This window comes from Devosia psychrophila, assembly GCF_000971275.1.
GTDB classification, from domain to species: domain Bacteria; phylum Pseudomonadota; class Alphaproteobacteria; order Rhizobiales; family Devosiaceae; genus Devosia; species Devosia psychrophila.
In genome coordinates, this window is record NZ_LAPV01000011.1 from 15,567 (window position 1) to 38,565 (window position 22,999).

The 22,999-nt window shown below is 60.4% G+C and carries 32 protein-coding genes and 1 tRNA gene; 7 read left to right on the plus strand and 26 right to left on the minus strand.

All coding sequences use genetic code 11. The features are described 5' to 3' along the window. The first annotated feature begins 102 nt into the window (after positions 1-102). The 3 genes from WH91_RS01695 (at position 103) to WH91_RS24000 (ending at position 1,558) form a co-directional block, all read left to right on the plus strand. Positions 103-193: transfer RNA gene (locus WH91_RS01695), tRNA-Ser, on the plus strand. 168 nt (positions 194-361) lie between these two features. After that, complete coding sequence (locus WH91_RS01700; protein ID WP_244542405.1) at positions 362-625, plus strand: hypothetical protein; 264 nt, start codon at positions 362-364, stop codon at positions 623-625. A 453-nt stretch (positions 626-1,078) separates the two neighbouring features. Further along, on the plus strand, positions 1,079-1,558 hold the full coding sequence (locus WH91_RS24000; RefSeq protein ID WP_143078183.1) for a hypothetical protein: 480 nt from the start codon (positions 1,079-1,081) through the stop codon (positions 1,556-1,558). A gap of 340 nt (positions 1,559-1,898) precedes the next feature. Here WH91_RS24000 and WH91_RS24840 read toward each other — a convergent pair whose 3' ends face one another. The 5 genes from WH91_RS24840 to WH91_RS22320 form a co-directional block, all read right to left on the minus strand. After that, a complete protein-coding gene (locus WH91_RS24840; protein ID WP_171910579.1) occupies positions 1,899-2,066 on the minus strand; it encodes a hypothetical protein in 168 nt (55 codons plus the stop codon). Between the two features lie 356 nt (positions 2,067-2,422). After that, positions 2,423-2,599 carry a hypothetical protein gene (locus WH91_RS24515; protein ID WP_158409500.1) on the minus strand — a complete coding sequence of 59 codons (177 nt, stop codon included), beginning with the start codon at positions 2,597-2,599 and terminating at the stop codon, positions 2,423-2,425. Further along, positions 2,596-3,039, minus strand: a complete 444-nt coding sequence (locus WH91_RS01715) for a hypothetical protein (RefSeq protein WP_046169289.1) — start codon at positions 3,037-3,039, stop codon at positions 2,596-2,598. The genes WH91_RS24515 and WH91_RS01715 overlap by 4 nt, the downstream gene beginning before the upstream one ends. After that, on the minus strand, positions 3,036-3,221 hold the full coding sequence (locus WH91_RS01720) for a hypothetical protein (protein ID WP_143078184.1): 186 nt from the start codon (positions 3,219-3,221) through the stop codon (positions 3,036-3,038). The genes WH91_RS01715 and WH91_RS01720 overlap by 4 nt, the downstream gene beginning before the upstream one ends. 17 nt (positions 3,222-3,238) lie before the next feature. Then, positions 3,239-3,796 (minus strand): hypothetical protein, encoded by a 558-nt coding sequence (locus tag WH91_RS22320; protein WP_052952526.1) that lies wholly within the window; start codon positions 3,794-3,796, stop codon positions 3,239-3,241. Between the two features lie 19 nt (positions 3,797-3,815). Here WH91_RS22320 and WH91_RS01730 point away from each other — a divergent pair, with 19 nt between their 5' ends. Beyond that, positions 3,816-4,283, plus strand: coding sequence for a helix-turn-helix transcriptional regulator (locus WH91_RS01730; RefSeq protein WP_052952527.1), 468 nt, complete (start codon positions 3,816-3,818; stop codon positions 4,281-4,283). Positions 4,284-4,447: 164 nt separating this feature from the next. Here the strand turns inward: WH91_RS01730 and WH91_RS22325 are convergent, their stop codons facing one another. The 16 genes from WH91_RS22325 to WH91_RS01805 all read right to left on the minus strand — a co-directional run bounded on the left by WH91_RS22325 (position 4,448) and on the right by WH91_RS01805 (position 13,920). After that, positions 4,448-4,822 carry a hypothetical protein gene (locus WH91_RS22325; protein ID WP_143078185.1) on the minus strand — a complete coding sequence of 125 codons (375 nt, stop codon included), beginning with the start codon at positions 4,820-4,822 and terminating at the stop codon, positions 4,448-4,450. A gap of 47 nt (positions 4,823-4,869) precedes the next feature. Beyond that, positions 4,870-5,142, minus strand: a complete 273-nt coding sequence (locus WH91_RS01740; RefSeq protein ID WP_046169292.1) for a hypothetical protein — start codon at positions 5,140-5,142, stop codon at positions 4,870-4,872. Continuing rightward, positions 5,139-5,441, minus strand: a complete 303-nt coding sequence (locus WH91_RS01745; RefSeq protein WP_046169293.1) for a hypothetical protein — start codon at positions 5,439-5,441, stop codon at positions 5,139-5,141. Before WH91_RS01745 ends, WH91_RS01740 begins: the two co-directional genes overlap by 4 nt. Positions 5,442-5,642: 201 nt before the next feature. Then, positions 5,643-6,212: a hypothetical protein gene (locus WH91_RS01750; protein ID WP_046169294.1), complete on the minus strand. Its 570-nt coding sequence runs from the start codon at positions 6,210-6,212 to the stop codon at positions 5,643-5,645. Further along, positions 6,193-6,516, minus strand: coding sequence for a hypothetical protein (locus WH91_RS01755; RefSeq protein ID WP_046169295.1), 324 nt, complete (start codon positions 6,514-6,516; stop codon positions 6,193-6,195). Before WH91_RS01755 ends, WH91_RS01750 begins: the two co-directional genes overlap by 20 nt. 11 nt (positions 6,517-6,527) lie before the next feature. Further along, entirely contained in the window at positions 6,528-6,701 is a 174-nt protein-coding gene (locus WH91_RS24005; protein ID WP_143078186.1) for a ribbon-helix-helix protein, CopG family, read from the minus strand. A 264-nt stretch (positions 6,702-6,965) separates the two neighbouring features. After that, positions 6,966-8,018 carry a L,D-transpeptidase family protein gene (locus WH91_RS01760; protein WP_052952533.1) on the minus strand — a complete coding sequence of 351 codons (1,053 nt, stop codon included), beginning with the start codon at positions 8,016-8,018 and terminating at the stop codon, positions 6,966-6,968. A 290-nt stretch (positions 8,019-8,308) separates the two neighbouring features. After that, positions 8,309-8,788 carry a hypothetical protein gene (locus WH91_RS01765; protein ID WP_046169296.1) on the minus strand — a complete coding sequence of 160 codons (480 nt, stop codon included), beginning with the start codon at positions 8,786-8,788 and terminating at the stop codon, positions 8,309-8,311. Between the two features lie 70 nt (positions 8,789-8,858). Further along, a complete protein-coding gene (locus tag WH91_RS01770) occupies positions 8,859-9,113 on the minus strand; it encodes a hypothetical protein (protein WP_046169297.1) in 255 nt (84 codons plus the stop codon). Then, the gene (locus tag WH91_RS01775; protein WP_074797606.1) at positions 9,113-9,481 is read right to left on the minus strand and encodes a winged helix domain-containing protein; all 369 of its coding nucleotides are present in this window, start codon (positions 9,479-9,481) and stop codon (positions 9,113-9,115) included. The genes WH91_RS01770 and WH91_RS01775 overlap by 1 nt, the downstream gene beginning before the upstream one ends. Further along, positions 9,478-9,714 (minus strand): hypothetical protein, encoded by a 237-nt coding sequence (locus WH91_RS01780; RefSeq protein WP_046169298.1) that lies wholly within the window; start codon positions 9,712-9,714, stop codon positions 9,478-9,480. The genes WH91_RS01775 and WH91_RS01780 overlap by 4 nt, the downstream gene beginning before the upstream one ends. 66 nt (positions 9,715-9,780) lie before the next feature. Next, positions 9,781-9,972 (minus strand): helix-turn-helix domain-containing protein, encoded by a 192-nt coding sequence (locus WH91_RS01785; RefSeq protein WP_046169299.1) that lies wholly within the window; start codon positions 9,970-9,972, stop codon positions 9,781-9,783. 131 nt (positions 9,973-10,103) lie between these two features. Further along, positions 10,104-10,967 (minus strand): hypothetical protein, encoded by an 864-nt coding sequence (locus WH91_RS01790; protein WP_046169300.1) that lies wholly within the window; start codon positions 10,965-10,967, stop codon positions 10,104-10,106. Positions 10,968-11,056: 89 nt separating this feature from the next. After that, the gene (locus WH91_RS01795; RefSeq protein ID WP_046169301.1) at positions 11,057-12,331 is read right to left on the minus strand and encodes a tyrosine-type recombinase/integrase; all 1,275 of its coding nucleotides are present in this window, start codon (positions 12,329-12,331) and stop codon (positions 11,057-11,059) included. 351 nt (positions 12,332-12,682) lie between these two features. Next, positions 12,683-13,381, minus strand: coding sequence for a glutathione S-transferase N-terminal domain-containing protein (locus tag WH91_RS01800; RefSeq protein ID WP_046169302.1), 699 nt, complete (start codon positions 13,379-13,381; stop codon positions 12,683-12,685). A 98-nt stretch (positions 13,382-13,479) separates the two neighbouring features. Further along, positions 13,480-13,920 (minus strand): glyoxalase superfamily protein, encoded by a 441-nt coding sequence (locus WH91_RS01805; RefSeq protein WP_046169303.1) that lies wholly within the window; start codon positions 13,918-13,920, stop codon positions 13,480-13,482. Between the two features lie 329 nt (positions 13,921-14,249). Between WH91_RS01805 and WH91_RS01810 the strand changes: the two genes are divergently transcribed. After that, entirely contained in the window at positions 14,250-15,017 is a 768-nt protein-coding gene (locus tag WH91_RS01810; RefSeq protein ID WP_046169304.1) for a sulfite exporter TauE/SafE family protein, read from the plus strand. Here the strand turns inward: WH91_RS01810 and WH91_RS01815 are convergent. The 3 genes from WH91_RS01815 to sugE form a co-directional block, all read right to left on the minus strand. Then, positions 15,008-17,107 carry a molybdopterin-containing oxidoreductase family protein gene (locus WH91_RS01815; protein WP_046169305.1) on the minus strand — a complete coding sequence of 700 codons (2,100 nt, stop codon included), beginning with the start codon at positions 17,105-17,107 and terminating at the stop codon, positions 15,008-15,010. The genes WH91_RS01810 and WH91_RS01815 overlap by 10 nt on opposite strands. 299 nt (positions 17,108-17,406) lie before the next feature. Continuing rightward, the gene (locus WH91_RS01820; RefSeq protein ID WP_046169306.1) at positions 17,407-18,039 is read right to left on the minus strand and encodes a hypothetical protein; all 633 of its coding nucleotides are present in this window, start codon (positions 18,037-18,039) and stop codon (positions 17,407-17,409) included. Positions 18,040-18,532: 493 nt separating this feature from the next. Next, on the minus strand, positions 18,533-18,847 hold the full coding sequence (gene sugE, locus WH91_RS01825) for a quaternary ammonium compound efflux SMR transporter SugE (protein ID WP_046169307.1): 315 nt from the start codon (positions 18,845-18,847) through the stop codon (positions 18,533-18,535). A 252-nt stretch (positions 18,848-19,099) separates the two neighbouring features. On the opposite strand from sugE, the gene WH91_RS01830 reads away from it, so the two are divergent. After that, complete coding sequence (locus tag WH91_RS01830) at positions 19,100-19,384, plus strand: hypothetical protein (protein ID WP_143078187.1); 285 nt, start codon at positions 19,100-19,102, stop codon at positions 19,382-19,384. A 190-nt stretch (positions 19,385-19,574) separates the two neighbouring features. Beyond that, positions 19,575-19,859, plus strand: a complete 285-nt coding sequence (locus WH91_RS01835) for a hypothetical protein (protein WP_052952529.1) — start codon at positions 19,575-19,577, stop codon at positions 19,857-19,859. On the opposite strand, the gene WH91_RS01840 is transcribed toward WH91_RS01835, so the two are convergent. Further along, positions 19,860-20,657 (minus strand): glycosyltransferase, encoded by a 798-nt coding sequence (locus tag WH91_RS01840; protein ID WP_046169309.1) that lies wholly within the window; start codon positions 20,655-20,657, stop codon positions 19,860-19,862. 326 nt (positions 20,658-20,983) lie between these two features. Beyond that, on the minus strand, positions 20,984-22,948 hold the full coding sequence (locus WH91_RS01845; protein WP_046169363.1) for a DEAD/DEAH box helicase: 1,965 nt from the start codon (positions 22,946-22,948) through the stop codon (positions 20,984-20,986). Positions 22,949-22,999: the final 51 nt, after the last annotated feature.

The window sequence follows — 22,999 nt, forward strand, 5'->3', positions numbered from 1 at the left end:
TTAGGCGTTGCCAAACAAAGAAGGGGACGTTTGCCGCAAGTCCGCTTTGCCGACAAAAACCGCTTGCCATCACACCCCTTGCCCGGTATCCACGCCCCTGCCGGAGAGGTGGCCGAGTGGCCGAAGGCACGCCCCTGCTAAGGGCGCAGATCTCAAAAGGGTCTCGTGGGTTCGAATCCCATCCTCTCCGCCATTTATCTGGCCTAAGTCATTGAAATTGCTAGTGACGTCTTAGGCGGTCCACCAGCCGCCCTAAGGAAACCCCTAAGGTTAGGCGGGCCGTGTCGAGCTTGAGCCCAAATCAGCCCCGAAAATAGTTTGGGGAGCCATCAACTGAAATTTGGTTACGAGGGGCAAATCAGTGGAGCGCAGAGAAAAGCCGCCAAACATCCCTGCCAAGCTTATCGTCATGCTTTCATTCGTGCGCAACGAGGAAGGCGACATAGTGCCCTTTGGTGAGGCTATGGAGATGCGCGACGAGGCGCAGGCGATCCGCGCGGCGCAGGCCATTGCATCGCAGCGAGCCGGGGTCATCGTATGGACGCGAACTGCCGACTTAGTGAATGGCGACTTCGGAGACCCCGTAACCCTATTCAAGCACGGCCAAGTGTCCGACATGGAATAGCTGTTCCGACAATGCCTGCTAAGTGGTTCAACTCAGCGTCACGCGGCTAGCAGGGAGTACCCTTGGCAAACGATATCAGCCTCAATACGAGACTGCCCCGGCCACAATAGCCGGTCGTCAGTAGTAGCCGTGGCTAAACCTCGCCAACCCATACTGCGTAAATGTTCGGGGATTGAAGCCTCGCATCCGAATGGCAGTACGAGCAAAGACGCGGCCTCTCCGGCAATTCCGTCTCTAACAAGCACGTTGACCTGCATCACATCCTCCAGACAATCAATCTGGTTGTTGAATACGCAGCCACAATGGCAGCCCCAATCACTCCCTTGTTTGTGAACCTAAGTGGTTTCGGACGGCTTTCGCCCAAAGGCATAGTGCGTTCTTGTGGCGGCGATCCGCTGAACACCCAACCCCTAGTGGCTGGTAAGAATCGCGCAGCGTTCTCATTCTGTTCACATGGCAACGCTGCGAGAAATCAAGGATAGCGGATGGAGGGTCACGGTTCACTGTGAAGCCAATCTGGTCGGTCGTATATGCGCACACTACACACAACCCCGCATCGACCAGCTTATCCAATACCTGGGCGGCGACTTTAACCTAGTGCTTCAGCGCAACGAGTTCCTGTCTCGGTTCAAATGCCAACGGTGCGGCAGTAAGAACGCCACCATCCGAACCGTTCCGCCTTCCGGTGACGGCCTTATGGATGGTTCAGGCGGTGCCCATCATCACAGTCATATGCCGTCAATCGAAGAAAGGGCCGCGCGGGCCGCAGCATTCGAGGCCGAGTTCCGGCGGATGGGTTTCAAGACCAACGCCGAGCTTGCCGCCGAGTCCCGTGCGAAGATCAAGGCCGAGAAGAATGCCGCCAAGACTGGCGCTGACTTCATTGGCCCTCCAAGCCCCTGGGCGCATCGAAAGCGTGGCAAATGGCTTTGAAGTCGCAAAACGTCTACGGAAGGGCATGGAAAACAATATCACTCCGCTTGAGCGCGCCTTCGAACTAGCAAAGTCCGGGCAATTCACTAACGTCGCCGACATCAAAAGACATTTGGGTCAGGAGGGTCTCAGCTCTGAGCAAGTCACCGGACGCACGTTGATGAATCAGTTGAGAGAACTGATAAGGACTGCCGCAGAACCCAAGTCGGGCTGATGAGCCGGTCGTTCAATTCGGACTGTTTTTTAAAGCTGTTGGTAAGGACGGCAGCAGCCGGCGGAGCTTGCGCCCAAAACTCTCACCGGCCCGGCGATTGCCTATCTAGTGCCAAATTACTTTGCGCTAGAAATCACTTTCCGAGAGGGCCTTAGCAGCAGCGTCGGCGCCTGGCCGGTCGGCGCCGAATTGCTCAATGATGAAACGCGCGCGCTCTAGTGCTATCTGGTGCCTGCGGGCGAACGCGAAGAGCTCATAAGGCTGCCCGGCTGGCTTTCTTTCGATGTCGGTCATAATGGAAGATACGCGCGAGACGGTTCAAAGTTGCGTATGGCGCATATGTTTTACGCGGGGAACTCCGTCTACTGCCGGTCCTATGGCGTGGCACCCGTACTCATATCGCCAAATAAGAGAAGCCGCCGTGGGTACCACAGCGGCTTCTCTCCGGACCCGGCGCGGGGGGCTCATTGCGCCGGACGTGCACAAATCCACCAGTAGGCAGAAGGTTCCTAAAGCCATCGCCCAAACGCGGGACCGAAAGCATTGCAATGCAGTGCGAGAGCGAGGGCGATGGCTTCCGTTACTTCCGGAGACATATTGGCCCTGCTTTCCAGGTAGTGATGGCACTTTCGCCGGAAACAGTTTGCGCTCTAAACCGCGGCTGCTTCCCCCCGCTGCAGGCAGATGACTTCGGACAGGAGCCGGTCGCATTCACGCTCGGCGGCGTCGGCGCGCTGGGCTTGTGCGCCAAGGGCCTTTTCCACCTTCTGCAGCTTGTTGACCAAATCCCGCTTTGTGATGGCGCGGTTCTCCTCTTGCACCTTCATGGTCGGTGTCCGGGAAATTGTAGGACTACTGGCGGCGGGAGCATTGCTCGAGCTTGGGCAACTAGCCGCTCGCCTTCATCCCAAACTTCATCCTTTTGATCCTCGGTCATGCGGCCATGGATGGGCATTTCGTCGGCTGGGCACCCCTCATTGATATCGTCGTGAGGCTCATCCTGCACATCGCCGCCGTGCTCGTTCTCATCCTCCCGGCTATCGTCGGGACCGCTCGACCAATGCAGTTGCCCTATGGCACTACCTGTCGGCTCATTGGCGCCTAGCCATGGTTCGCAGTCCGCATCGCCTTCCATGGCGTCGAGCGCGTCCACAAGGGCGGTCAGGACGGCGGCTTGGCTCTCGATCCGTTCCAACAGGGCATTGCGCCAGTCGGCGGAGGCGATGCCACAGGGGCACCCGGCAGGGCGTAGGAACGCGGCGTTCATTTACCTCCCCCCTCAAGCCGCGCGTCCAGCTTCGCGCCAACATCGGTTAATCGCTCGGCAATCGTGCCGAGTAGGCGGGCTAGGGCATTGCGCTGGTGTTTGTCTGTGACCGCTTCCACGGCCATCAGCGCCGCTTCGATCAGATCCCGCGCTTCGGACAATTGGTCGATAGTGTCGATCAAGTCGATTTTCCCGGCCATCATGCACCCATCTGCCGGAGGCCGCGCGAGAGGTTCTTTGCCGCGATGCGGTGATAGCGCTCGCAGAACTCCCCCAGCTCGCCACCTAGCCATGCCGCCATGCATGCAGCGCCCTCGGTCGTGGTCGGTACGGTTCTAGCGGCGATCCATAGCGACTGCCTGAACTCGTGCTTGGTCGTTTCATTCAGTCGGCGCAATTGGACAACGCCAGCTTTTCGGTCCCACGCGCGGGCAGCGATGGCCGCACTGCGCAACCGGCGTTTTGCCGCTGTAAGCTCCCTTTTAACCTGTTCCGGATCGACGCCGGCGGAGAGGAAATAGTCACTGGCGCCGCCTAGCTCGGAACCGCCAATCATCGAATACCGGCCCCATGAAATCATCGTGCAAGGCCTCAGCCCCAAATCGATCACGGCGCGGGCCTCTGCAGCATCGAGGCAGGCATAGGCCAGGTTGCTTGCCCGCTTGGCTTTGCGGATATTGGCGAGTGCGGCAATGGCCGGGTCAACGTCTGCTGCGACGGCGTTAGGGGAAATTGCAGCCAACGCGGCCAGCCCCAACGGAGCGGCTTTCAACAGTGTGCGGCGGGATGATGCGACTCTCGTTCTGAAGAATGGGCTTGTTGTCGCTTGCTTTGCTCGTGAGGCAGAAGGCTTTGGCCATGCCGTTGTTTCGGCTTACAGCGATATTGCAAAAACGGGCGGAATTATCGAGCGCTTCGAGCCTGACTTTCTAGTCAGCCAAACGGAAATTGCAGCACGGACAAAACTATCGCGCGCCGCAATCAGCCTGTACGTGTCTGGAGAAAGGGGCAGTGGTTTCCCACCTCCCCATGCCCGCATCACATCATCAAGTCCGCTCTGGGACTGGGTTGAGGTGTCGTCCTGGATGCATAAGCACGCCCAGCTTTCTCTGGAAGAAGTGGTAAACGCCCGCCTGTCGCGCGCCATTAATTGGTTCGTGCAAAACCCGCTTAAGGCCATGAAGGCTACGGACCGAGACCTGTGGGAGATTTTCGAGGGCGCCGCGAGAGAGCCATTTCTATAGAGCCGCCGCCGATCCAAACTGGTAAGCATCGACAAATCAAATGCTTGCGCTGACTAGTCGCTGGATCGGGTCGCTCTACTTCCCTCTACTTTAGAGGCGATGATGAGAAGGGTGTCCTCCCGGCATCTGCGTGTGTGTAACACCCGTGCAGGTATGTGGGTAATTCATCGTTTCAGTTCCTCAAGCTTTTTGATGCGGTCCATAAGGTCTGTGGTCTCAATAGCCTTGCGGCGCCCTTCAATGGCACTGATGAAACTGGCGCCCTCACTCGGGGAAATTGTGCCTGTGCTCATCGCTGCAATGATGCGGTCTAGCGCCTGGTTGATGCCTGCAATGGTGGAAGTGTCCGGTAACTCGACGGTTACGGTTCTGTCGGTTGGCGTCGGGCGAGGATGCAGATAAGGCGCGGACTTCTCTGCTGCCCAATCCCGTCGCTTTTCATCTGCCGTAGGGTCTCGCAGTATTTCCAGCATGTATTCCACTGGCGTAAGCCCGGCAGCGAGCGCTTCGGCAAGCGTGTCGGCGCTGCGCTTGTTCAAGCTGCCTTTGGGGCGTCCTGCCCCTTCTCGTGCGCCGCCAACTCTGGTCATGCGGCGTTGTCCAGCTCCGCCAACATTTCTTCGACCGTTTGAGTTACGGGGATAACTTCCACCAGCGAAAGCGGAGTGCCGGGCGCAGCCTCGTCATGGCCTGTCCAAACGAAATCAGTGCGCTGCCTTACGATGCCTTGCTCTGACAAAAAGGCGTTGACCGTCTTGTTGGCGGGTCGAGGGTCGCCGCCTAGCAAAATCCAGCGGCCTAGAACCTGCGGGCCATAGTTTGCCTCAAGCCGACTGATGCGAGAGTTAAGGCCACTCATACGTTTTCATCCTCAGCGTAGTGCCGAACCGTTGTTTCGCCAGTTTTGAAGTCGGTCACAGACAACCGTTCCATCTTGCCGGAATAGATGCGGCGCATGGTGCCCGGCTCCACGCCAACAATTATGCGGTGAAAGATTCGGTCGTCCGGCTGCACTTCGACACCCTGGCCTCGTAGCCATTCGTGAAGTTCGTCGCTGGTCATTTCCCGCCCGCTTAAAACTTCGATATTGCGGCGGGGCTCGCCAACGGGCGCAAGCTCCCGCTCAAGCTTTTCTATGCGGGTGTTAAGGGTGCTCATGGGGCGCTCTCACTGGTGGCAACTAGGCGTTTGCCGTGCTTGGCAACGTAGGCCAGCACTCCCGTCCAATAACTGTCTGCGACGGGCGCTGCCGACCGCTCTAGCTTCTCAATCCGAGTAGTGGCGCTCATGATTTCACCTGATTGTTTTCAGCCGCCGTTCCGTGGGTGGCTTCAAGTTTTGAGATACGGGTTGCCAAGGTCATAGCAGCGCCGCCCAATGGGGCGTGAAAGCCGCGACCATCTCGTCTACCAGGTCGAGGGCATAGTTGCGGTTCATCACATCGTCGCCACTCGCAAAGATGACGCCGCGCCGAATTCCCTCGGCGGCGCAAATATCGACCAGCTTCGCCATGGCAGGCCCGGCGAGTGCGCCGACTGGATCGTCACGCAGCCGGAATAGCTCGACCATTTCGCTAAGCACTGAGTATTCATAGGCAATGTCGATGAGGTCTGCGACCGCAATGCCAAGGCGGTAGGAAGGCACATTGCGCAGGATGTTGAGGTACTGCATCTGTTCGCGCCCGCCCTGAGTGAACGGGGCCACGAAGTCACCAAGGGCGCGACCGCCAGCACCAGCAAGGCGAGGGAGGGCAGTTGCAACCGTACCAATACCGGCGCCTGTCAGACCGCCGCCAATGGCCGCTGTGCCCTTCCATTCTTCCGGGGCGGCATCTGCAGCAATCTGCGCACCCATGCTGCCAGTGCCGCCCGCAACCATGTTCCCCGCCGTGGCGCGGACGTTGCGAGCTTCACCGAAGATTTGGCCCATGATCTGCTGAGCCTTCCTTCGCGCCACGAACGGCGGTTGCCTCGTCCTGCGCCCGTATCTGGATTTTGCGGCCATCAGGGGCTTGGATCGTAAACGTCTGGTCACTGCCCGGCCCCATCCCCAACATTGGGCGAGGACGTGGAACGGGAGCGATTTTCTGCGGCATCGGCGTCGGCAAGGCTTGAGCCTGCTGCTGCTGCGCGACCTGGGGGAACTTGCCCGCAATCATGGTGCGGATTTGGTCGTCAGGCATGTCGTCTGGAAAGCGGACAACGACCCCATCTGGCATGCGCACATCGACCATATCAAAGCCTCCTACGCCGCGCGGGGTTCTGCGAGGAAAGCGTCGATTGCCTGCCGCATCAGCAGCGAGGCCGGAAGCCCGCGCTTGTTGGCGATTGCAAAAATCTTAGCCTTGGTGTTGGCAGGAACGGCGACCGTCAGGCGCTCGTCCATCACCTCGGGGTTCGAGTACTTCGAACGGTTCATCGAAAGCTCCTGATTTCCAGGCCTTCAATGTACCCCGAGAGTCCACAACATGCAAGAATGTGTAGTAAATACAATAACTTAGCGTGCCAGCAAGCCCCCTTGCGTACCTAGACGTTTCTCATGCGTGAAGGTGAGGGGAATATCCGTCACTATTTTACTAGCCGACGCCCGGTTTTCATGGAGTGACAAAACTCGCCCCTCGCGCGCCTGCGCGTACTGCACAGAAAAGACCTGATCGCATCGACACGCAGGGACGAGACCCTATTAAAGGAAGTCGACTACGACACCTTGCGACACCATGCTACCGAGTTCTTGAGCGTCCCAGTTCGTGAGGCGAACGCATCCATATGAGCTTGTTTTGTCAATTTTCGACGGTTCGGGAGTGCCGTGAATTCCATAGGTGGGCTTTGAAAGCGCGATCCACATACTCCCGACTGGTCCATTCGGCCCGGGGGGAATTGTAAGGACTTCGGTGTTCTCGCCCTGCTGAAAGTTGATGTCGGGATTGTAGGTGTAGTTGGGCATTGAGGCGACCACTTCCACCACATAGCTTCCGCTGGGTGATGGGGTGCCCTCACTGCCGATTGTTGCGGGATATGTGACTAAGAGTGTCCCTTGAGCATCATAAGCCCTCACTTGGCGCAAGGCTTTGTCAGCCTCAATTCGTTGGACTTCTCCGGTTCGGTCCGGGCCGGTGACAGCTACCGAAATAGACTCTCCTGGCTCGAAAACGGCGTTCGGGTTGAGAGCGGTGAGAAGGTCAACATCCATATGGAAGCGTTCAGCAAGCGCTTCTTGAACGCTGCCATAACCTAAAAAACCCAATACTGCCTTTTCTGCATAATCGTCCGGCGTTGGCCCGGTTACGTCTTCAAGGTCGGTAGCAGCGATAACATAACTGTCGATTGCGGGTTGCCCTGTTTCCACCAAAGCCAACAAGGCATCATCGACAATGCCTGTGACTGGCATTCCAGCCATGGCCTGAGCCCCCATGACCGCCTTGCGCAAATTTTCCCCATCAAAGCCGTCAATGACACCCGGCGACGCGCCTTGTTGGTCCAAAAGGATTTGAAGCCTGGCGACGGCTGGATCAGGCGTCGCTGCAACTTCCGGCGCTGCGTCATCAGAAGTCGGCCCTTCCGGCGCAACGATATAGACCCGCTGAGGATCAGCGAAACGAGCGCCCAAGTCTGCTTCATTCACCGCTGCTGCGCTCATTGGCTGCGTCGGTACAACTTGGTCTTGAGCCACACTGGACGTAATTCCGGCAAACAAGCTAGGGGCAGCAAAGAACGACACTAGGAACAGTCTGCGCATTTGAACCTCGTCTTTCCCCACGAACGGCTTGCCAATCAGGAAGTTGCCATCTGTGATACGAGGTAACTCGATTTTGCTCGACATTTCTTTCATCCCCAGCCCTGCGATATCGGGCCGGGAGTGGAGTTTGGTGTTACCGTCACATGTCCGTAACGCGTGACGCTGAGTGGCGGTCTGGGGTCTAGGTTTTTGTATTTGTCTAGTTTGGTGTCTCGGTCTTAGTCTCCAGTCTGTGTCTCTGTCTCTGTCTCTGTATATGCCTAGGGTATCGATACGGTATGGATAGGGTATCAAAACGCCCTCTTAGCTGGCCCCGCCAATTGACTGCGTAATGCCGACGAAACGGGCGTTTGCTGCAAAGCTGCGGGGGGATTGCGGCGACCTTCAACGTCTTCGAAGTCCAACATTGCCAATTCGGCTATCCGCTGGCTGTCGAGTTCGAAAATGATCCGCTTGCAGCCTTGGGCATGCTTCTCGTTTTGGGGTGGATTGTGCTTGAACCAACGCAGCACATAGACTTCCTCGGCCTCGTCATCATAGGCGACCAGCTCGGCTTCAACGAGGTTGGCAACACACTGGCGATAGACTTCGCGCTGCCATCCCAAGTCCGCAAGGGCATAGCCCTCACGCACCCGATAGGCGCCAGCGCTGTTGTTGTGCTCATTGCTCAGGAAATACAGGTAGAGCAGCTTTGCCTCAGTCGTGGGCAGGGAGACGAAACGTTTAGACCCCCACACGGCAGGCGACACTTTCGAGAACTGCCGGCTCATGAGCGTTTCCACTTCCAGATCACCGGTGAGCGCAAAACTGCGCTCACCTCATTGTTGCGGTGGGGGTCGGTCATTGGGCCAGCGCCTTTGCCGCCATTAGTATGCGCAGGGACTTGCGCATGCGGATCGCGATGAAGGCCAAGCCAGCGGCAGGCTGGTCGGGGAAGCGCGCTTTGATCGAATCCATGGTGCTGCTCATGTCGCTTTCGGCAATCCGGCGACGGAGCTCTACGGTGCAGGCATCTTCGGAGGTGGAAAGCTCCGTCGCCAAGGCGTCGGCATCCTTGAACAACGTGTCGATCATGTCGGAGAACCAGACACCCATTAGTGCGCCCCCAAAAAGTTCGCATTGGGGAATTCGCGGCGTCCATCTGGGCTCATCAGATACTCAGTGAGATTTCCGCCGAACAAGCTGGTCTGGTCGCGAAGCACATAACGGGCGTGAGTACCGCTAAAGACGCCTTCATGGCCTTCGTTGATCGTTTCGACGTTGATGTTGTAGACGGTGCGCAACTGGTGGATGTAGTGGCTCCACCGTGGAGCTGGGCGGGTGATTGGTGTGCAACCGCGCTCGCCTTCGCGCATCAGCGAAAGCAGAGCCCAGAGTACACGCCCGCTCAGTTTGATCGTGCCGATGACTTCACCGCCGCGACGAACAATGCAGTCGCAATTTGGCTTGAGAGATTTGGTCATTCTGCAAAGGCCTCCTGGCCGATACCAGCGAGGCGGGCGATTGCATTGCATGTCGCGACAGGGCGCCGGGTGCGCTCAAAGACTAGGCGACCGCCTGCGGTGAGGTCGGACGGAAAGGGCGCATGGGGGTTGTTGGAATTGGCGGCTTCGCGCCAGTCGAGCAGGGGAAGTCCGGCGTAAAAAGGCAAGCCGGTAGCGTTGCCCGCCGATGCGGGTTCGTGATATGAGTTCATTTCAGGTGAAATCCTATCTGGGCCTTGGCGGTGTGATGACCGCTGAGGCCTTTTCTTTTGAGGGGGTTACGCGGCCTTACCAGCGGCGGGCAGGCTGTTCAGCCAAGCAGTAGCGGCCTCGGCGGTGATCAGGGTGGCACGGCCACGCTTCACGGCTTTGAGACGGCCTGCGTTGATTTCACGATAGGCAGAGCTTTTGCTGATGCCATATCGGGTGAGAAAGTCGAGTAGTGTGTAGGCGGCCTTTTCGGGGGTCATGTGGGCTCCTAAAGAACATTCCGCGCCAGACACTCTGTGGCGCTTGATGAAACACTAGGACTCCCAAAGACTGCTCTATAGCGGGGGGATACGATTATTTTCGACGGTCAATTCCCCCTACAGCGGGTGGTTTAAGCCTTCGTCGCGGCGCTCAAAACCACCCGTTGCGCAGCCGGTCGGTTCGCCTCGTATGCATCACGCGCTTTGCCAATCGCTTCGGCCAGCGAGCCATCGGCAACAACGGCCCGGCGCATTTGTTTCTCAAGCGCTTTGCCGCTGTCGTCTTTCAGGATGGGCACTTGGTCGAGAATGGCTTTGACTAGCCGGGTGAGGCGCCCGCCAGCACTATTGGCCGATCCCTTGTTGACCCCGGCTGTGATCCGATGCGCTGCCTTCCACTCGTACATCACGCCGATAAACTCTTGGAATGCGCCGCCCTTGGTGGTCGATGGAGCGGTGCCATTCTCGAGCGCGACATAGGCAAGGCGGGCGGCGGTTGCCAACTCGCCAAGGTGGATGATTGTATCCGCTACAGGCTCGGGTCGGAGTATCCGCCCAGCGGCATACCAAGAGCGCACGAGCGACCAAGCATCATCTTCTGACATTACCTGGCAGAGGTCTTCGACCATGACATTCACGTTCCGGTCGTGTTCGGCCTCCCGGTCGTAAATCGTCGCCCAAGCCTCGCCCATATTGTTCGACACCGCCCGGCCATTAGCCTGGGTGTTCGCGGCCTCAATGGCGTTGAGCAATTCGCCAGCAGCAGCGGAAACGCGCTTGACCGCTTGGACCTGTTCGCTGAGTGGGGCGGCTGCATATTCATGGTTCAAGGACATGGCATAGATACGGGCGCATCTCTGCAGGCCGTCCCATGCGGCGTCCGACATATGGATGCCTAGGATATCGTCGGCGGTGCCCCGGAACTCGCCGGTTAACTCCCCCCACCAATGCACTTCTGCGCTGGGGGTCCATGCCTTTTTTGACTTCGGCGCCATTCGCTATCCTCTGCGAACACCTAAGGGGCGGGGATCGGCGGGAGGTGTGCCCCGCTTTTCGACTGGCCGGTCTAGACCCCCGCTTTACGTCATGCCGCCGTGGGCTTCCTTCGCGTCATCGGCAACACGTTCTCGACTGGAGCGGGCAGGCAATATGCCGCCCATGCGTCCATAAGGGTTTTGCGCTTCGCTAGGGCATCGCCACGGCGATAAGCGCGCTCGGTCTCGTCACCGATGATATGGGCAAGCGCCGCCTCTGCGATGGCCTCGGCAAAGCTGGTTTCCTCGCCAACCCAATCGCGGAAGGCGGAGCGGAAGCCGTGAACGGTGAAATCAGATCCACCGGCAGCGCCGAGCGCCTTAGACATGGTGGCGTTGGAAATGTGGGCATTTGCCTTCTTGCCGGGGAACACATAATCGCCCGTTCGGGTCTCGGCCAATTGCCCAAGGATATAATGGGCGCGGGCGGATAGCGGAACGCGGTGTTCACGACCAGCCTTCATGCGCTCCGCTGGAACGGTCCACACTTTGCCGCTCATATCGAACTCATGCCACTTGGCGGTGATGATTTCCCCGGTGCGGCTGGCGGTCAGTATCGCAAGCTCCAAAGCCTGGGCGCCAAGCCCCTCGACCTTGTGCAACTCGGTTATGAAATCGGCAACGTCCACATAAGGCATTGCGGCGTGATGGCCGCGCGTAAGCTTCCTGCGCTTTGGTAGCTTTAATTTGAGGTGGCCGCGCCACCGAGCCGGGTTTTCCCCGCTTCGGTGGCCATCGACCTTTGCCGCGTCTAAGACATGCTCGATCCTGCCACGAATGCGCGATGCCGTTTCGGCCTTATCCAGCCAGACTGGCAACAGCACCGACATGACCTCGGGAGTGTCGATTTCTGCAACCGCAGTGTCGCGGATTGCCAAGCAATAGCCGGTGTCCATCAGGTTTCCGGCTTTGTCGCGCTGGACCGATAGCGTCATGCGCCACTGGTCGATGTGCTTGGCGTTCCGGTAGCCGGATGCATGGGCGTTGATATGGGCCTCTGCAGCCATTCCAAAGGTGACGACAACCTTGCCAGCTTCGGCGGCAGCGTCGGCGCGGTTAGCGCGTCTGGCCTCTATTGGGTTTTCACCGCGAGCAACCATGCGCCGGGCTGCGTCTGCCGCATCGCGTGCGTCGAGCAGGGAAACGGCGGACAGCTTGCCCAGCCCCATTTCCTTGCGCTTGCCCTGCATGAAGAAAACGAACGTCCAGCGCTTCGCGCCCTGGGGACTGACAATGAGGTAGAGCCCGTCACCATCGGCGTGCATTCCCGGCGCCATGCTCGGGGAGGCGATTGCCTTTGCCGAAAGCTGCTTGCCGACTGCCATAACCAAATCACCCTAAGGAAACCCATAAGCTCTAGATGGGATTATAGGGCACGCCGGGGAACGTTGAAATACGTGGGGAGAAGCAACCCCCCGCTAATGCTGGGCTTGTGGGCACTTGCTGAACTGCTATGGAACGTCAGTTGAGCGGACATCCTCTCCGCCATTTTCCCTTGTTGATACCTGGAAGCCTTAGTGCAGATTTACTGGCACGGGGCTTCCTGACTTGTCCAAGGTTACCCTTCGATTCCCGATCAGGCAGGCATGGATACCAGTCCCTGGAGCCGCTGACGGGGATATCTCTGGAGCGGTTGCATTAGTGGGTCCGGGGGATGCCCGAACCCGAAGTGATCGTTAGCGCTGGTTGAACAGGATTTTCTGGGCTTCCTTGTCGTCGGCCAAGCTCCGTTGGGGAACGTCCTTGCCCCAGGCGAGGCCGCGTTCGACGGCGGGGCGGGCGGCGAGGCGTTCGATCCAGGTGACGACGTTGGGATATTCGGCCTGGGTGATGCCGTAGCGTTCCCAGCTTTGGGCCCAGCCGATGGAGGCGATGTCGGCGATGGAGTATTCGCCGGTGATGTATTCCTTGCCTGCAAGCTGGATGTTCAGCACGCGGAACAGGCGATGGGTTTCATCGCTGTAGCGCTTTTGGGCGTAGGGAAGTTTTTCGGGCGCATAGACGTTGAAGTGGTTGTTCTGGCCCAGCATGGGGCCGAAACCGCCGACCTGCCAGAACAGCCATTCGTCGACTTTGACCTGCTGACGCGGATCGGTCGGGTAGAATTGGCCGAATTTCAGGCCGAGATATTTGAGGATGGCGCCAGATTCAAAGATCGAGATCGGCTGGCCATCGGGGCCTTCGGGGTCGACGATGGCGGGGATCTTGTTATTGGGGGAGATGGCGAGGAATTCCGGGGTGAACTGCTCGCCCTTGCCGATATCGATGCGGTGGTAGTTCCACGGCACGCCCAACTCTTCGAGCATGATGTGGACCTTTTGCCCATTTGGGGTTGGGAGCGAGTAGGCCTCGATCGGCTTGGTCTGGGTGGTCATGTGCCGGTTCCGTGGTTGATTTGGTGGCGGCAGACTATCGGCACCTTACGATGAAGGGCAAGGCAGCATATTGCCGCCCTGCCCCGCATTCAAGAACATCATGCCCGCTTGAGCACCAGTTGCGGATTGCCGTTGCCGCGCATGGCGTTGGAGATGCCGTGCAGGTCAATGGTCGAGACGACGCGGTGGCGCAGAGCGGCGAACATGAAGGTCGGCGTGACGTTGACCGGCTCATCGAACTGGATGGTGACAGTGTAGCTCTGCATGTTGCCGAGCAGTTGCACGCCGATCAGCATGCCGGAGAAGGGCTGGTCGAGGTAGAAGCCTTTGACGCGGCTGCCGACCTGCCAGGGCGAGACGACGCGATCCGGCAGTGCGGCGCGGGCGGTGTTCCAGTCGCGATAACCGTGCGACCTGGCAACGGCTTCGAGGGCGGCGCCATGCGACAGATTTTCACCCGCCTGATCGCGCTGGGCGCGCAGGGCTTTGGCTTCGGATTTCAGGCTGTGGGCGGATGGGGTATCTAGCGAAAACGACATGACAGGGTCTTCTCATTGCGATGAGGCGACTGTTTCATGGGGCTCGCTTTGCCATGATGCGCCTTGCAAAGATGAACCGGGGTTCGTTTCTGCCTGGAGACTGGACTTCACCATCGGAATTGCTTCCGGCGAGCGGCGGGTGCCAGCGACCTAAGGCGGATATGAGCGCGGGCGGCGGTTTTGTCAATGTTTGGCTGGGATGCGATCAATCGCGGTGATGGGGAGATCAGCGATTTATGTTGGGCCAACTGGTCCGCTCGGGATATGCGCTGAGATCTCAGGATGGGTCCCGGCCTTCGCCGGGATGACATCGTTGTTGGGAGAGTAAGGTGCTTGAAGCGCTGTTCCTGTTTTTGGCGGGTCTGATTGGTGGCGCGGTGAATTCGCTGGCGGGCGGTGGCTCGTTTATCGTGTTTCCGGCGCTGCTGTTTGTCGGGGTGCCGCCGGTGATCGCCAATGCGTCGAACACCTATGCCGCCTTGCCCGGCTATGCGAGCGGAGCGTTCGGCTATTGGCATGCCATGGGCCAGTATAAGGATCGGCTGGTGATCTATGGCGTCATCGCCGCGGTGTTTGGCTATGTCGGGGCCGAGCTTTTGCTGGTGGTGAGCGATGAGCTGTTCTCGCTGGTGGTGCCGTGGCTGATGGCTTTTGCAGTGTTGCTTTTCATCTTCGGGGGCCAGCTGAACGGGTTCGTGGCATCGCGCAGTGGTGGGCGACGCGGCCTGAAGATGCTGGGGACCGTGCTGCTGATGGCATTCCTCGCCGGCGTTTGTATTTACGGCGGGTTCTTCAATGCCGGGCTGGGGATATTGCTGCTGGCGTTTCTAGCCACCGCAGGAATGAGCGACATCCACGCGATGAACGGACTGAAGCTTTATGTATCGTCTGTGGTGGCGGTCGTAGCCGTGGCACGGTTTGCCTTTAACGGGTCGATCGACTGGTATCACGGCTCCATTGCGCTGGTCGGGGTGACCATCGGCGGCTATGTGGCAGCGCGGAATGCGCATCGGATTCCGACGCAGTGGATCCGGATGGCGGTCATTGTCTATGGGGTGTTCATGACCGGGTATTTCTTTTGGGGCGCCTATGGCTGATCAGAGCGCTTGATCCAGACAGAGGCATCGTGGAAGGAGGCGCCGCCGAAGGGTGGCGCGGGGGTTGAGTTGGTCAGGGTGTTGATGCCCTTGCCGCCGCGGTGGGATTTGTTCTTGTGGAGGCCCTCCGCGATGAGGACGCCGGTGGGCAGGCCGGTGCGGATGCGGGCAGTCAGGTCGACCAAGCCGCGACGATTGCCGACGGTGACGAAATCGCCTTCGACTATGCCCAAGCCCGCGGCGTCTTCGGGGTGGATGAATACGGACGGGACGCCTTCGCGCTTTTGGCTGCCGGGAGTTTCGTTGAAGCTGGAGTTGAGGAAGCCGCGCGCCGGGCTGGTTGCGAGGCGGAACGGGTGTTCGGCGTTGGTGGCTTCGGTGATGGCCCAATGGTCGGCAAAGCGCGGCATGTCAGCCGGATCGCAGACCCAGAGATAACCCTTTTTATCGGCGACCGCCTGCCAGTTAGGCGCAAAGCGGAAGCGCTTGTCAGGCCAGGCAAAGCCGTCGGCGAAGCGGGCATCGGCGTCGGGACGTTCGCGATCAACGAAGCCGGTCTTTTCGACCTCGTCGAGGGCTGGATAATTCGAGCGGCGGAAGGTTTCGGCGACGACGTCCTTGTCGACCGTGCGGAAGCTATCGTCATCGAGGCCGAGGCGCAGGGCCAAGGCGTTGATGACTTCGTGGTTGGAGCGCGTTTCGCCGGGGCGCTGGATCAACGCCGGGCCGTAGAGCACGCGGGTGTGGCCGCCCCGGGTGTAATAATCGTTGTGTTCGAGGAACATGGTAGCGGGCAGCACGATATCGGCAAACTCAGCCGTTTCGGTCATGAACTGCTCGTGCACCACGAGGAACAGGTCATCGCGGCTGAAGCCCTTATGGGTAAGGGTCTGGTCGGGCGCTACCGAGGCAGGGTTAGTATTCTGCACGATGATGGCCTTGACCGGACCGCCGTGCTTGAGGGCCTTGGCGTCGCCGGTAAGGATGGCGCCGATTTCGGACATGTCGAGCCAGCGCGGGTCGCCCTTTTGCATGGAGTCGCCGGTGATGGCGGATTTGTCGAGGCGGAAGGTGCCTGAATTGGAATGGAAGGCGCCGCCGCCACGATGCTGCCAGGCGCCGGTCATGGCAGGAATACAGAGCGCAGCGTGCATCGCCGTAGCGCCGTTGCGCTGGCGGGTGAAGCCGTAGCCGAGGCGGAAGTAGGATCGCGGCGTGGTGCCGACGAGGTGGGCGAAGTCGGTTATTTCAGCGACGGTGAGGCCGGTGATGGCGGCGGCCCATTCGGGGGTCTTGTCGGCGAGGTGGGCTTCGAAATCAGGGCCAAAATCGGTGTATTTGGCCATGTAGGCGCGATCGGCGAGGTTATCCCGCAGCAGCACGTGCATGACGGCAACGGCAAGCGCGCCATCGGTACCGGGGCGCAGCACGAGGCCCATGTCGGCTTGGGCCATGGTGGCAGTTTCATAGATGTCGATGACGACGACCTTGGCCTTGCGCTCTTTCTTTGCACGCATGGCGTGGGTCATGACGTTGACTTGAGTGTGCACGGCATTCGTGCCCCAGATGACGACGCAGTCGCTCTCGGCCATCTGCTCGGGATTGATGCCGCCCAGCATGCCAGTGCCTGCGATATAGCCGGGCCACGAGGTGCCGGTGCAGATAGTGTCATATTGGCGCGAATAGCCCTTGGCAGCGCGCAGGCGGTCGATGCCGTCGCGGTGCACGTGGCCCATGGTGCCGGCGTAATAATAGGGCCAGATGGCCTCGGCGCCATGCTCGGCCTCGATCTGGGAAAAGCGGGCGGCAATTTCGTCTAGGGCCTCGTCCCAGGTGATGCGGGTGAACTGGCCGCTGCCCTTGGGGCCGGTCCGGCGCATCGGGTGCATCAAGCGCTCGACATGATGCACGCGCTCGGCGTAGCGGGCGACTTTTTCGCAGATGACGCCGGCCGTATAGGGATCGTCCTTGGCGCCGCGAACGCGACCGATGGTGCGCTCGTCGATGATGTCGACGTCCAGCGCGCAGACGGATGGGCAATCGTGCGGGCAGACCGAGCGGGCGGTGCGAATGGCGACGGACTGGTTCATGGGGCGAGGTTAGCCGAGCGGCGGCCCTGGCTCAATTGAATTGGGGTGATGGCGGGCATTTGCGGCGTGAATGGGTGCGGGGGCGGTGGCTGGTGCGTGGGGTGATCTGCCGCTCGCCACGCCCACCTCCCTTTTCTCCCTCGGGCTAGACCCGAGGGAGAAAAGGGAGGTGGGATAATTTGAGGACGTACTGGGCCACGGGTCCCTCGCCCCTCAGGGGAGAGGCGATCAGGGCGAACCCCGCCCAACCCATGCGCCTTGCCATTCGGACACAGCCCTCGTGGCCTCTTCTCCTCAAATCACGCCACTGGCGTGATTTGTCCTTCGGAACCGCTCAGAGCGTTTCGGCGGGCGCGGTTGGTGGCGTGGATGGCCAGTTGGGCAGCGCCGGAGTGGAACTGGGAGAAGGTGACGCGCTGGGCGTCGTGGGTGGCGATGGTGATGCCGCGCCAGTTGGGGCGGACGGAGCGCACGTCGGACCAGGCGATTTGGTTTTCACGCCCGAAAGTGTTGCGGTGTTCGAGCAGGGTGTCGTTCCAGCGTACCTTGGTGAAGAGACCGCCAAGGCCGATGCCGACGGCGCCTGAACCGAGGAGCAGCGAGGCAATGAACGTGGCGAGCATCTGGGTGGCCTGGACATGCTTTGTGCCGCCGATGACGATGATGGCGCTCATCAGCACCATGGCGAGGGCCGCTGCGCCGTAGCAGGCAAAATATTCGACCATGGAGGGGCGCAGCTCGGACCAGCCATCGACGCGGAGGGCTTCTTCGCCCTGCACCAGCCGCAGAGCCAGGAAGGCGGCATATCCGAAGGCCACGACGCCGGCGGCGCGGGCCAAAGGCAGGCCATCAGCAAAAGGCAGGTGTTTGAGGACGATCAACGACACAATAACGAACAGTGGCACAGCCACTTCCTGCCAGCGCAAGGGCACTATTTGCTCTCCAATATTTGGGGGGCGCCGGCGACGCTAGTCGGCATTCCTGTGAGGTCGAATCTAGCAAGGTTCGCGGAATTGACCATTAACAAAAATGGGAGCGGGCCATGTCGGGATGGAACCAGAGCTTTTTTGTCACAGTGGTCGGGTGTTGAGATATTGATTCAAGGGGTTCGTGTGGTGAGTGAGAGTGATGGCGGGCAGAGTCAGACTGCCATCCTAAGCAATTGATATATCTTGTAAATTTGCTTAGCATCGGGGCCAAACTACCCCCACCCTTGATCCTTCTTCACTCAAATCGCTCCACAGGAGCGATTTGGCCCTATGGGCAGGTTCGAAGCCCACAAGGGGGAGGGAGACGATGAACACTGGCATCCGGCCTAGCGCCTCCCTCCCCTGAATGGGTAAGAAATGAGGGTGGGGTGATGGATAGGCACTTGTGACGAGCGGCCCTCGGGTCGAGCCCGAGGGAGAAAGAGAGTGATGGGGACTAGCTCAACACCTTGAGGCCGATGATGCCGGCTACGATGAGACCGATGCTGGCGAGGCGGGCGGCGGTGGCGGGGTCGCCGAAGAGGTACATGCCGAGGAGGGCTGTGCCGACGGTGCCGATGCCGGTCCAGACGGCGTAGCCGGTTCCGACCGGCAGGTCGCGCAGGGCGAGGCCGAGTAGTATCACGCTGATGATCATGGCGGCGACTGTGAGCGTGGTGGGGACGAGGCGGGTGAAGCCCTCGGTGTATTTGAGGCCGATGGCCCAGCCCATTTCAAAAAAGCCGGCGATAACGAGGTAGACCCATGCCATGGGATTTCTCCTTTTGACTCCTAGGCGTCGGCACGCAGCCGATTGCCCGAGGCGTCCTGGTGTGGCGGGTCGTCCCAGCCGGAATATGGAGAAGGTCGCGAGGTCGTCCAGGCGCTGTAGAAAGAATAGAACAGCGGCGTGGAAAGGTGAAGTGCCTCCGAGGACCATCTTATGGTCGCTAATTGCATGGCCGGCTGAAACAATGTGGCCGCGGCAGCCGTAGCTGAGGGCATGATAGCCCGAGTAAGATCATTGCCCGTTTTCTACCGTAATATCCCCACAGCGAACCAGGACAATACCATTGCGGTTCGCATCTTCTGCCTGCCGGAGGGCCTGTCCTGCGTGGTCAGCTGGCCATTGCCGGAGCCGGGACTGCGCATTTTTTCCCCTACGGCCAAGTCACCACAGGGGGTGGATGAGGCCCTGCCCTATGCCAAGTTCCTCAGTGACCATCTGTGCGCGGGGCGGGTTGCGGTGGAACTGGACGAGGATGTTGAGTGGGACCCGAGGTGGGGCGAACTGGTCGACCTGCAGTAGAAGTCGATCTGCTGACCGAAACGTGCCGCGCTGTGGTCGCGGCGGTCGGGCGTACAAGTTTTTGATGGGCGACTACCTCGGCGGTTTGAGTGCCGAAGAGCGGCGGCGAAATTTGCCGATGATATTTGCGGTGCTGGCGAGGAAGGTCGAAGCTTCACGCAAGCAAGTCGAGCTCGTGTAGGGTGCGGTTATGGATCAAGCGGTGGCGGCGTGGGGCCAAGTCGGCTATCTGACCACGGCGAGTGGTAGCGGGACAACAGTGCGGATTGACCGGGACAAGGCCAGCGGGCAGCCGGCGATCTACGTCAACTGCAAGACCGACCTGCTGGGCCGGTATCGCGAGCTGTATCCCGACGCGTTTGGCTATGACGGCAATCGGGGCGTGGTGGTTGGCGACGCGCCTGATCAGGCCGCGCTGCGGCATGTGATTACGCTGGCGCTGACCTATCACATGAACAAGAAAAGCGCCGGCTGATCAGCCGAGTGTAATGCCTTCGCGGTTACAGAGTTCGGCCATGGCGCTGCCCTGTGGTGGCAGGGGCATGTCGGCGCGACCACGGCGGGTGAGCTGGCTGCGCCAGAGGTGGATGGCGAGGGTGTCGGGCGTGATGGCAGCGTCGACGCTGGAGCCGGGCTGCATCAGGGCGGGAATGCCTTCGTAAGGAATTGGATAGAGCGCGGTGCTGGGCAGGACTTTGGCTGAGAGGCCGCGCTGCTTTACATAATGGGTCAGCGCCATCGGGCCGGTGGCGCCATATTGCATGTTTTCGGGCGCGATTTTTTCGCCGAACAGGCGGCGGATGGCTACTTCGATGCGCCGGAATGGGGGCAGATGCGGTTCGATGATCGGGCGCTCGGTCTCAGTAAAGATGCTCAGCAGATCATCGAGTAGCGGCGCATCGGCGGGGATGTGCAGCACGGCGCCGTTGACGGAACCGGGGCGCTCGTAGGCCATCAGGTAATCAGGCGGGCCTTGTATGGGGCGGACGCAATAGACGTCGAGATCGGCGTAGACGCCGCGGGACTGGCGCAGCGCCATCATGCGGAAATAATCAGAGAAGACGCCGGGCGTGCCGCGGCCTTTGTAGAACACCAGCTTGTCGCGCGGCAGCACGTCGGCGGCGCTGCAGGCGATCGCACCCTCCGGCATGTCTGGGACCGGGTCATAGGAATAGACCTCGACCCGGTGCCCCTGCCGGCGGAAGGAGGCGATCGAAAGCGCCTCCAACCAGCTCATCGGGCCATGCCAGAAACTGACGATGGTGGGGAGCAAAGGTGTCTCCTGGTAGTTAGGCGAGCCCGACCTCGTGGTTCGACAAGCTCACCATGAGGTCTTAGCGGCTAGAGCCGTGGATGTCTCGACCCTCGCGGCAGGTTGTGAGTGGCCCTCGGGTCAAGCCCTAGGGAGAAAGAGAGGGAGGCTCACAGTGAGGTCTTAGTGGCATTCAATCGTAAATACACCCACCGACTTTCTCCTCGGGCTTGACCCGAGGATCGCTCGTCGTTCGCGCCGGGCTGGTAGTGGCCCTCGGGTCGAGCCCGATGGAGAAAGGAAGGGGGTGCGGGCGGCGAGTGGTGCCGCCCGGCCAACTTTGGCTATCAGACCTGTGGCTTGCGCTTGGGCTTGTGGTCCTTGGGCTTCTTGGCGGCGGGCGGCGCGCCATCGGCAGGCTTGCCGGCCCATTTGGGCTTGCCCTTGTCCTTGGTCGGGGGGGCCTTGCTCACCTTGGGGGCGCGCGGCTTGTCGAAATCGGGCTTGGGGGCGTAGGAGGTTGGTGTTTCGGCTGCCGGGTTCCATCCCTCTGTTGCCGGCTCATCGGCGAAATCATCGGGGCGCAGGCCGGCGGAGCCGTAGCGGGTCTTGCGATCGGCGCGTTCGGGACGCTGTGCATCGGGATCGAAGCGTTCGACCGGGCCTTCGGGACGGCGCTGCGACGGCGGCGGACCGGCGCGGCGTTCGCCGGGACCGTCGACGGCCGAAATGGTGACGCCGCGTTCGCCCGAGCCGTTCTTTTCGACCGACTTTGCGAAGGCATCGGCCTTCGGGGCAGCGATTTCAAAGATCGATTCGGTGTCGAAAATGCGGATCGAGCCGATGGCGGTCTTGGTGACATTGCCGGCCTTGCATAGCATGGGCAGCAGCCAGCGCGGCTCGGCCTTATGCTTGCGACCGACGGAAACCTTGAACCAGGTGCCGCCCTCGAAGCGCTCCTTGGTGCGCGGATCCTTGTCGCCGGGCTTGTCGAACACCGGAGCGTCCGACACATCCTCGGGGGCCGGACGGGCGGCCATCTGCTGGCGCAGGTAAGCGGCGGCGATGGCCTCGACGGAATAGCGGGCCATCAGCTGGGAGACGAACTCGGCCTCTTCCTCGGCCACCGGCAGGTTCAGCATCTCGTTGGACAGGATGCTTTCGCGGTAGCGGGCTTCGATTTCCTCGGCCGAGGGCGGCGCCATCATGGTGACGTCGATCTTGGCAGTCTTGAGGACGCGCTGGGCGACAGCACGACGGTGCATCGGCGCGATGATGACGCAGGTGCCCTTGCGCCCTGCCCGGCCGGTGCGACCCGAACGGTGCAGCAGCGTATCGGGATTGGTCGGCAGGTCGGCGTGGATGACGAGGTCGAGATTGGGCAGATCGATGCCACGGGCGGCAACGTCGGTGGCGACGCAAATGCGGGCACGGCCATCGCGCATGGATTGCAGCGCATTGGTGCGCTCGGCCTGGGACAGTTCGCCCGACAGGGTGACGACGTCGAAGCCACGGTTATGCAGGCGGGCCGACAGGTGCTTGACGCCCTCACGGGTGGAGGCGAAGACCAGCGTATTGGCGCTGTCGAAGTAGAGCAGCGTGTTGATGATGGCGTTTTCGCGCTCGGCGGCGGGCACCAGCATCAGCTTGTAGTCGATGTCGCTGTGCTGCTCGGCGGAGTTGCTGGCCGAAATGCGCAGGGCATTGCGCTGGAAGGTCTTGGCGAGCTGGGCGATCGGCTTCGGCACGGTCGCCGAGAATAGCAGCGTGCGGCGATCTTCAGGGGCGGCGTCGAGGATGAATTCAAGATCTTCGCGGAAGCCGAGATCGAGCATTTCGTCGGCTTCGTCGAGCACCACGGCGCGGAGGGCCGACATGTCGAGAGCGCCGCGGGTGATGTGGTCGCGCAGGCGGCCAGGGGTGCCGACGACGATATGGGCACCACGCTCGAGCGCGCGGCGCTCGGCACGGGCATCCATGCCGCCAACGCAGGAAGCGGTCTTGGCGCCGGTTTCGGCATAGAGCCACTCGAGCTCGCGCTGCACCTGGAGGGCCAGTTCACGGGTCGGTGCGATCAGCAGCGCAAGCGGCGCGCCGACCGAAGTAAAGCGGTCTTCATCGCCGAGCAGGGTTGGCGCGATGGCCATGCCGAAGGCAACGGTCTTTCCGGAGCCGGTCTGGGCGGACACCAGCAAATCGCGACCGGAGGTCTGGTCTTCAATGATGGCGGCCTGCACTGGCGTCAGAGTTTCATAGCCTTTGGCGGCAAGAGCGCGAGCGAGTGGAGCGAGAATAGTATCGGGTAGGGACATTTTGGCTTTCTGGACGCCGGCCAAACACTTGGCGTCATTTTCACAATAACG

Coding starts and splice junctions, on each gene's coding strand:
- WH91_RS24000 (WP_143078183.1), top strand. CDS start 1,079: ATGGCAACGCTGCGAGAAATCAAGGATAGCGGATGGAGGGTCACGGTT.
- WH91_RS01745 (WP_046169293.1), bottom strand. CDS start 5,441: ATGAGCACCCTTAACACCCGCATAGAAAAGCTTGAGCGGGAGCTTGCG.
- WH91_RS01785 (WP_046169299.1), bottom strand. CDS start 9,972: ATGACCCCCGAAAAGGCCGCCTACACACTACTCGACTTTCTCACCCGA.
- WH91_RS01805 (WP_046169303.1), bottom strand. CDS start 13,920: ATGTCGTTTTCGCTAGATACCCCATCCGCCCACAGCCTGAAATCCGAA.
- WH91_RS01770 (WP_046169297.1), bottom strand. CDS start 9,113: ATGGGTGTCTGGTTCTCCGACATGATCGACACGTTGTTCAAGGATGCC.
- WH91_RS01795 (WP_046169301.1), bottom strand. CDS start 12,331: ATGGCAGTCGGCAAGCAGCTTTCGGCAAAGGCAATCGCCTCCCCGAGC.
- WH91_RS24005 (WP_143078186.1), bottom strand. CDS start 6,701: ATGAACCGTTCGAAGTACTCGAACCCCGAGGTGATGGACGAGCGCCTG.
- WH91_RS01715 (WP_046169289.1), bottom strand. CDS start 3,039: ATGAACGCCGCGTTCCTACGCCCTGCCGGGTGCCCCTGTGGCATCGCC.
- WH91_RS01760 (WP_052952533.1), bottom strand. CDS start 8,018: ATGCGCAGACTGTTCCTAGTGTCGTTCTTTGCTGCCCCTAGCTTGTTT.
- WH91_RS01775 (WP_074797606.1), bottom strand. CDS start 9,481: ATGACCAAATCTCTCAAGCCAAATTGCGACTGCATTGTTCGTCGCGGC.
- sugE (WP_046169307.1), bottom strand. CDS start 18,847: ATGGCATGGGTCTACCTCGTTATCGCCGGCTTTTTTGAAATGGGCTGG.
- WH91_RS01815 (WP_046169305.1), bottom strand. CDS start 17,107: ATGAACCAGTCCGTCGCCATTCGCACCGCCCGCTCGGTCTGCCCGCAC.
- WH91_RS24515 (WP_158409500.1), bottom strand. CDS start 2,599: ATGAAGGTGCAAGAGGAGAACCGCGCCATCACAAAGCGGGATTTGGTC.
- WH91_RS01835 (WP_052952529.1), top strand. CDS start 19,575: ATGGATCAAGCGGTGGCGGCGTGGGGCCAAGTCGGCTATCTGACCACG.
- WH91_RS01780 (WP_046169298.1), bottom strand. CDS start 9,714: ATGAACTCATATCACGAACCCGCATCGGCGGGCAACGCTACCGGCTTG.
- WH91_RS01800 (WP_046169302.1), bottom strand. CDS start 13,381: ATGACCACCCAGACCAAGCCGATCGAGGCCTACTCGCTCCCAACCCCA.
- WH91_RS01740 (WP_046169292.1), bottom strand. CDS start 5,142: ATGAGTGGCCTTAACTCTCGCATCAGTCGGCTTGAGGCAAACTATGGC.
- WH91_RS01755 (WP_046169295.1), bottom strand. CDS start 6,516: ATGGTCGATGTGCGCATGCCAGATGGGGTCGTTGTCCGCTTTCCAGAC.
- WH91_RS01845 (WP_046169363.1), bottom strand. CDS start 22,948: ATGTCCCTACCCGATACTATTCTCGCTCCACTCGCTCGCGCTCTTGCC.
- WH91_RS01750 (WP_046169294.1), bottom strand. CDS start 6,212: ATGGGCCAAATCTTCGGTGAAGCTCGCAACGTCCGCGCCACGGCGGGG.
- WH91_RS01765 (WP_046169296.1), bottom strand. CDS start 8,788: ATGAGCCGGCAGTTCTCGAAAGTGTCGCCTGCCGTGTGGGGGTCTAAA.
- WH91_RS01790 (WP_046169300.1), bottom strand. CDS start 10,967: ATGGCGCCGAAGTCAAAAAAGGCATGGACCCCCAGCGCAGAAGTGCAT.
- WH91_RS24840 (WP_171910579.1), bottom strand. CDS start 2,066: ATGACCGACATCGAAAGAAAGCCAGCCGGGCAGCCTTATGAGCTCTTC.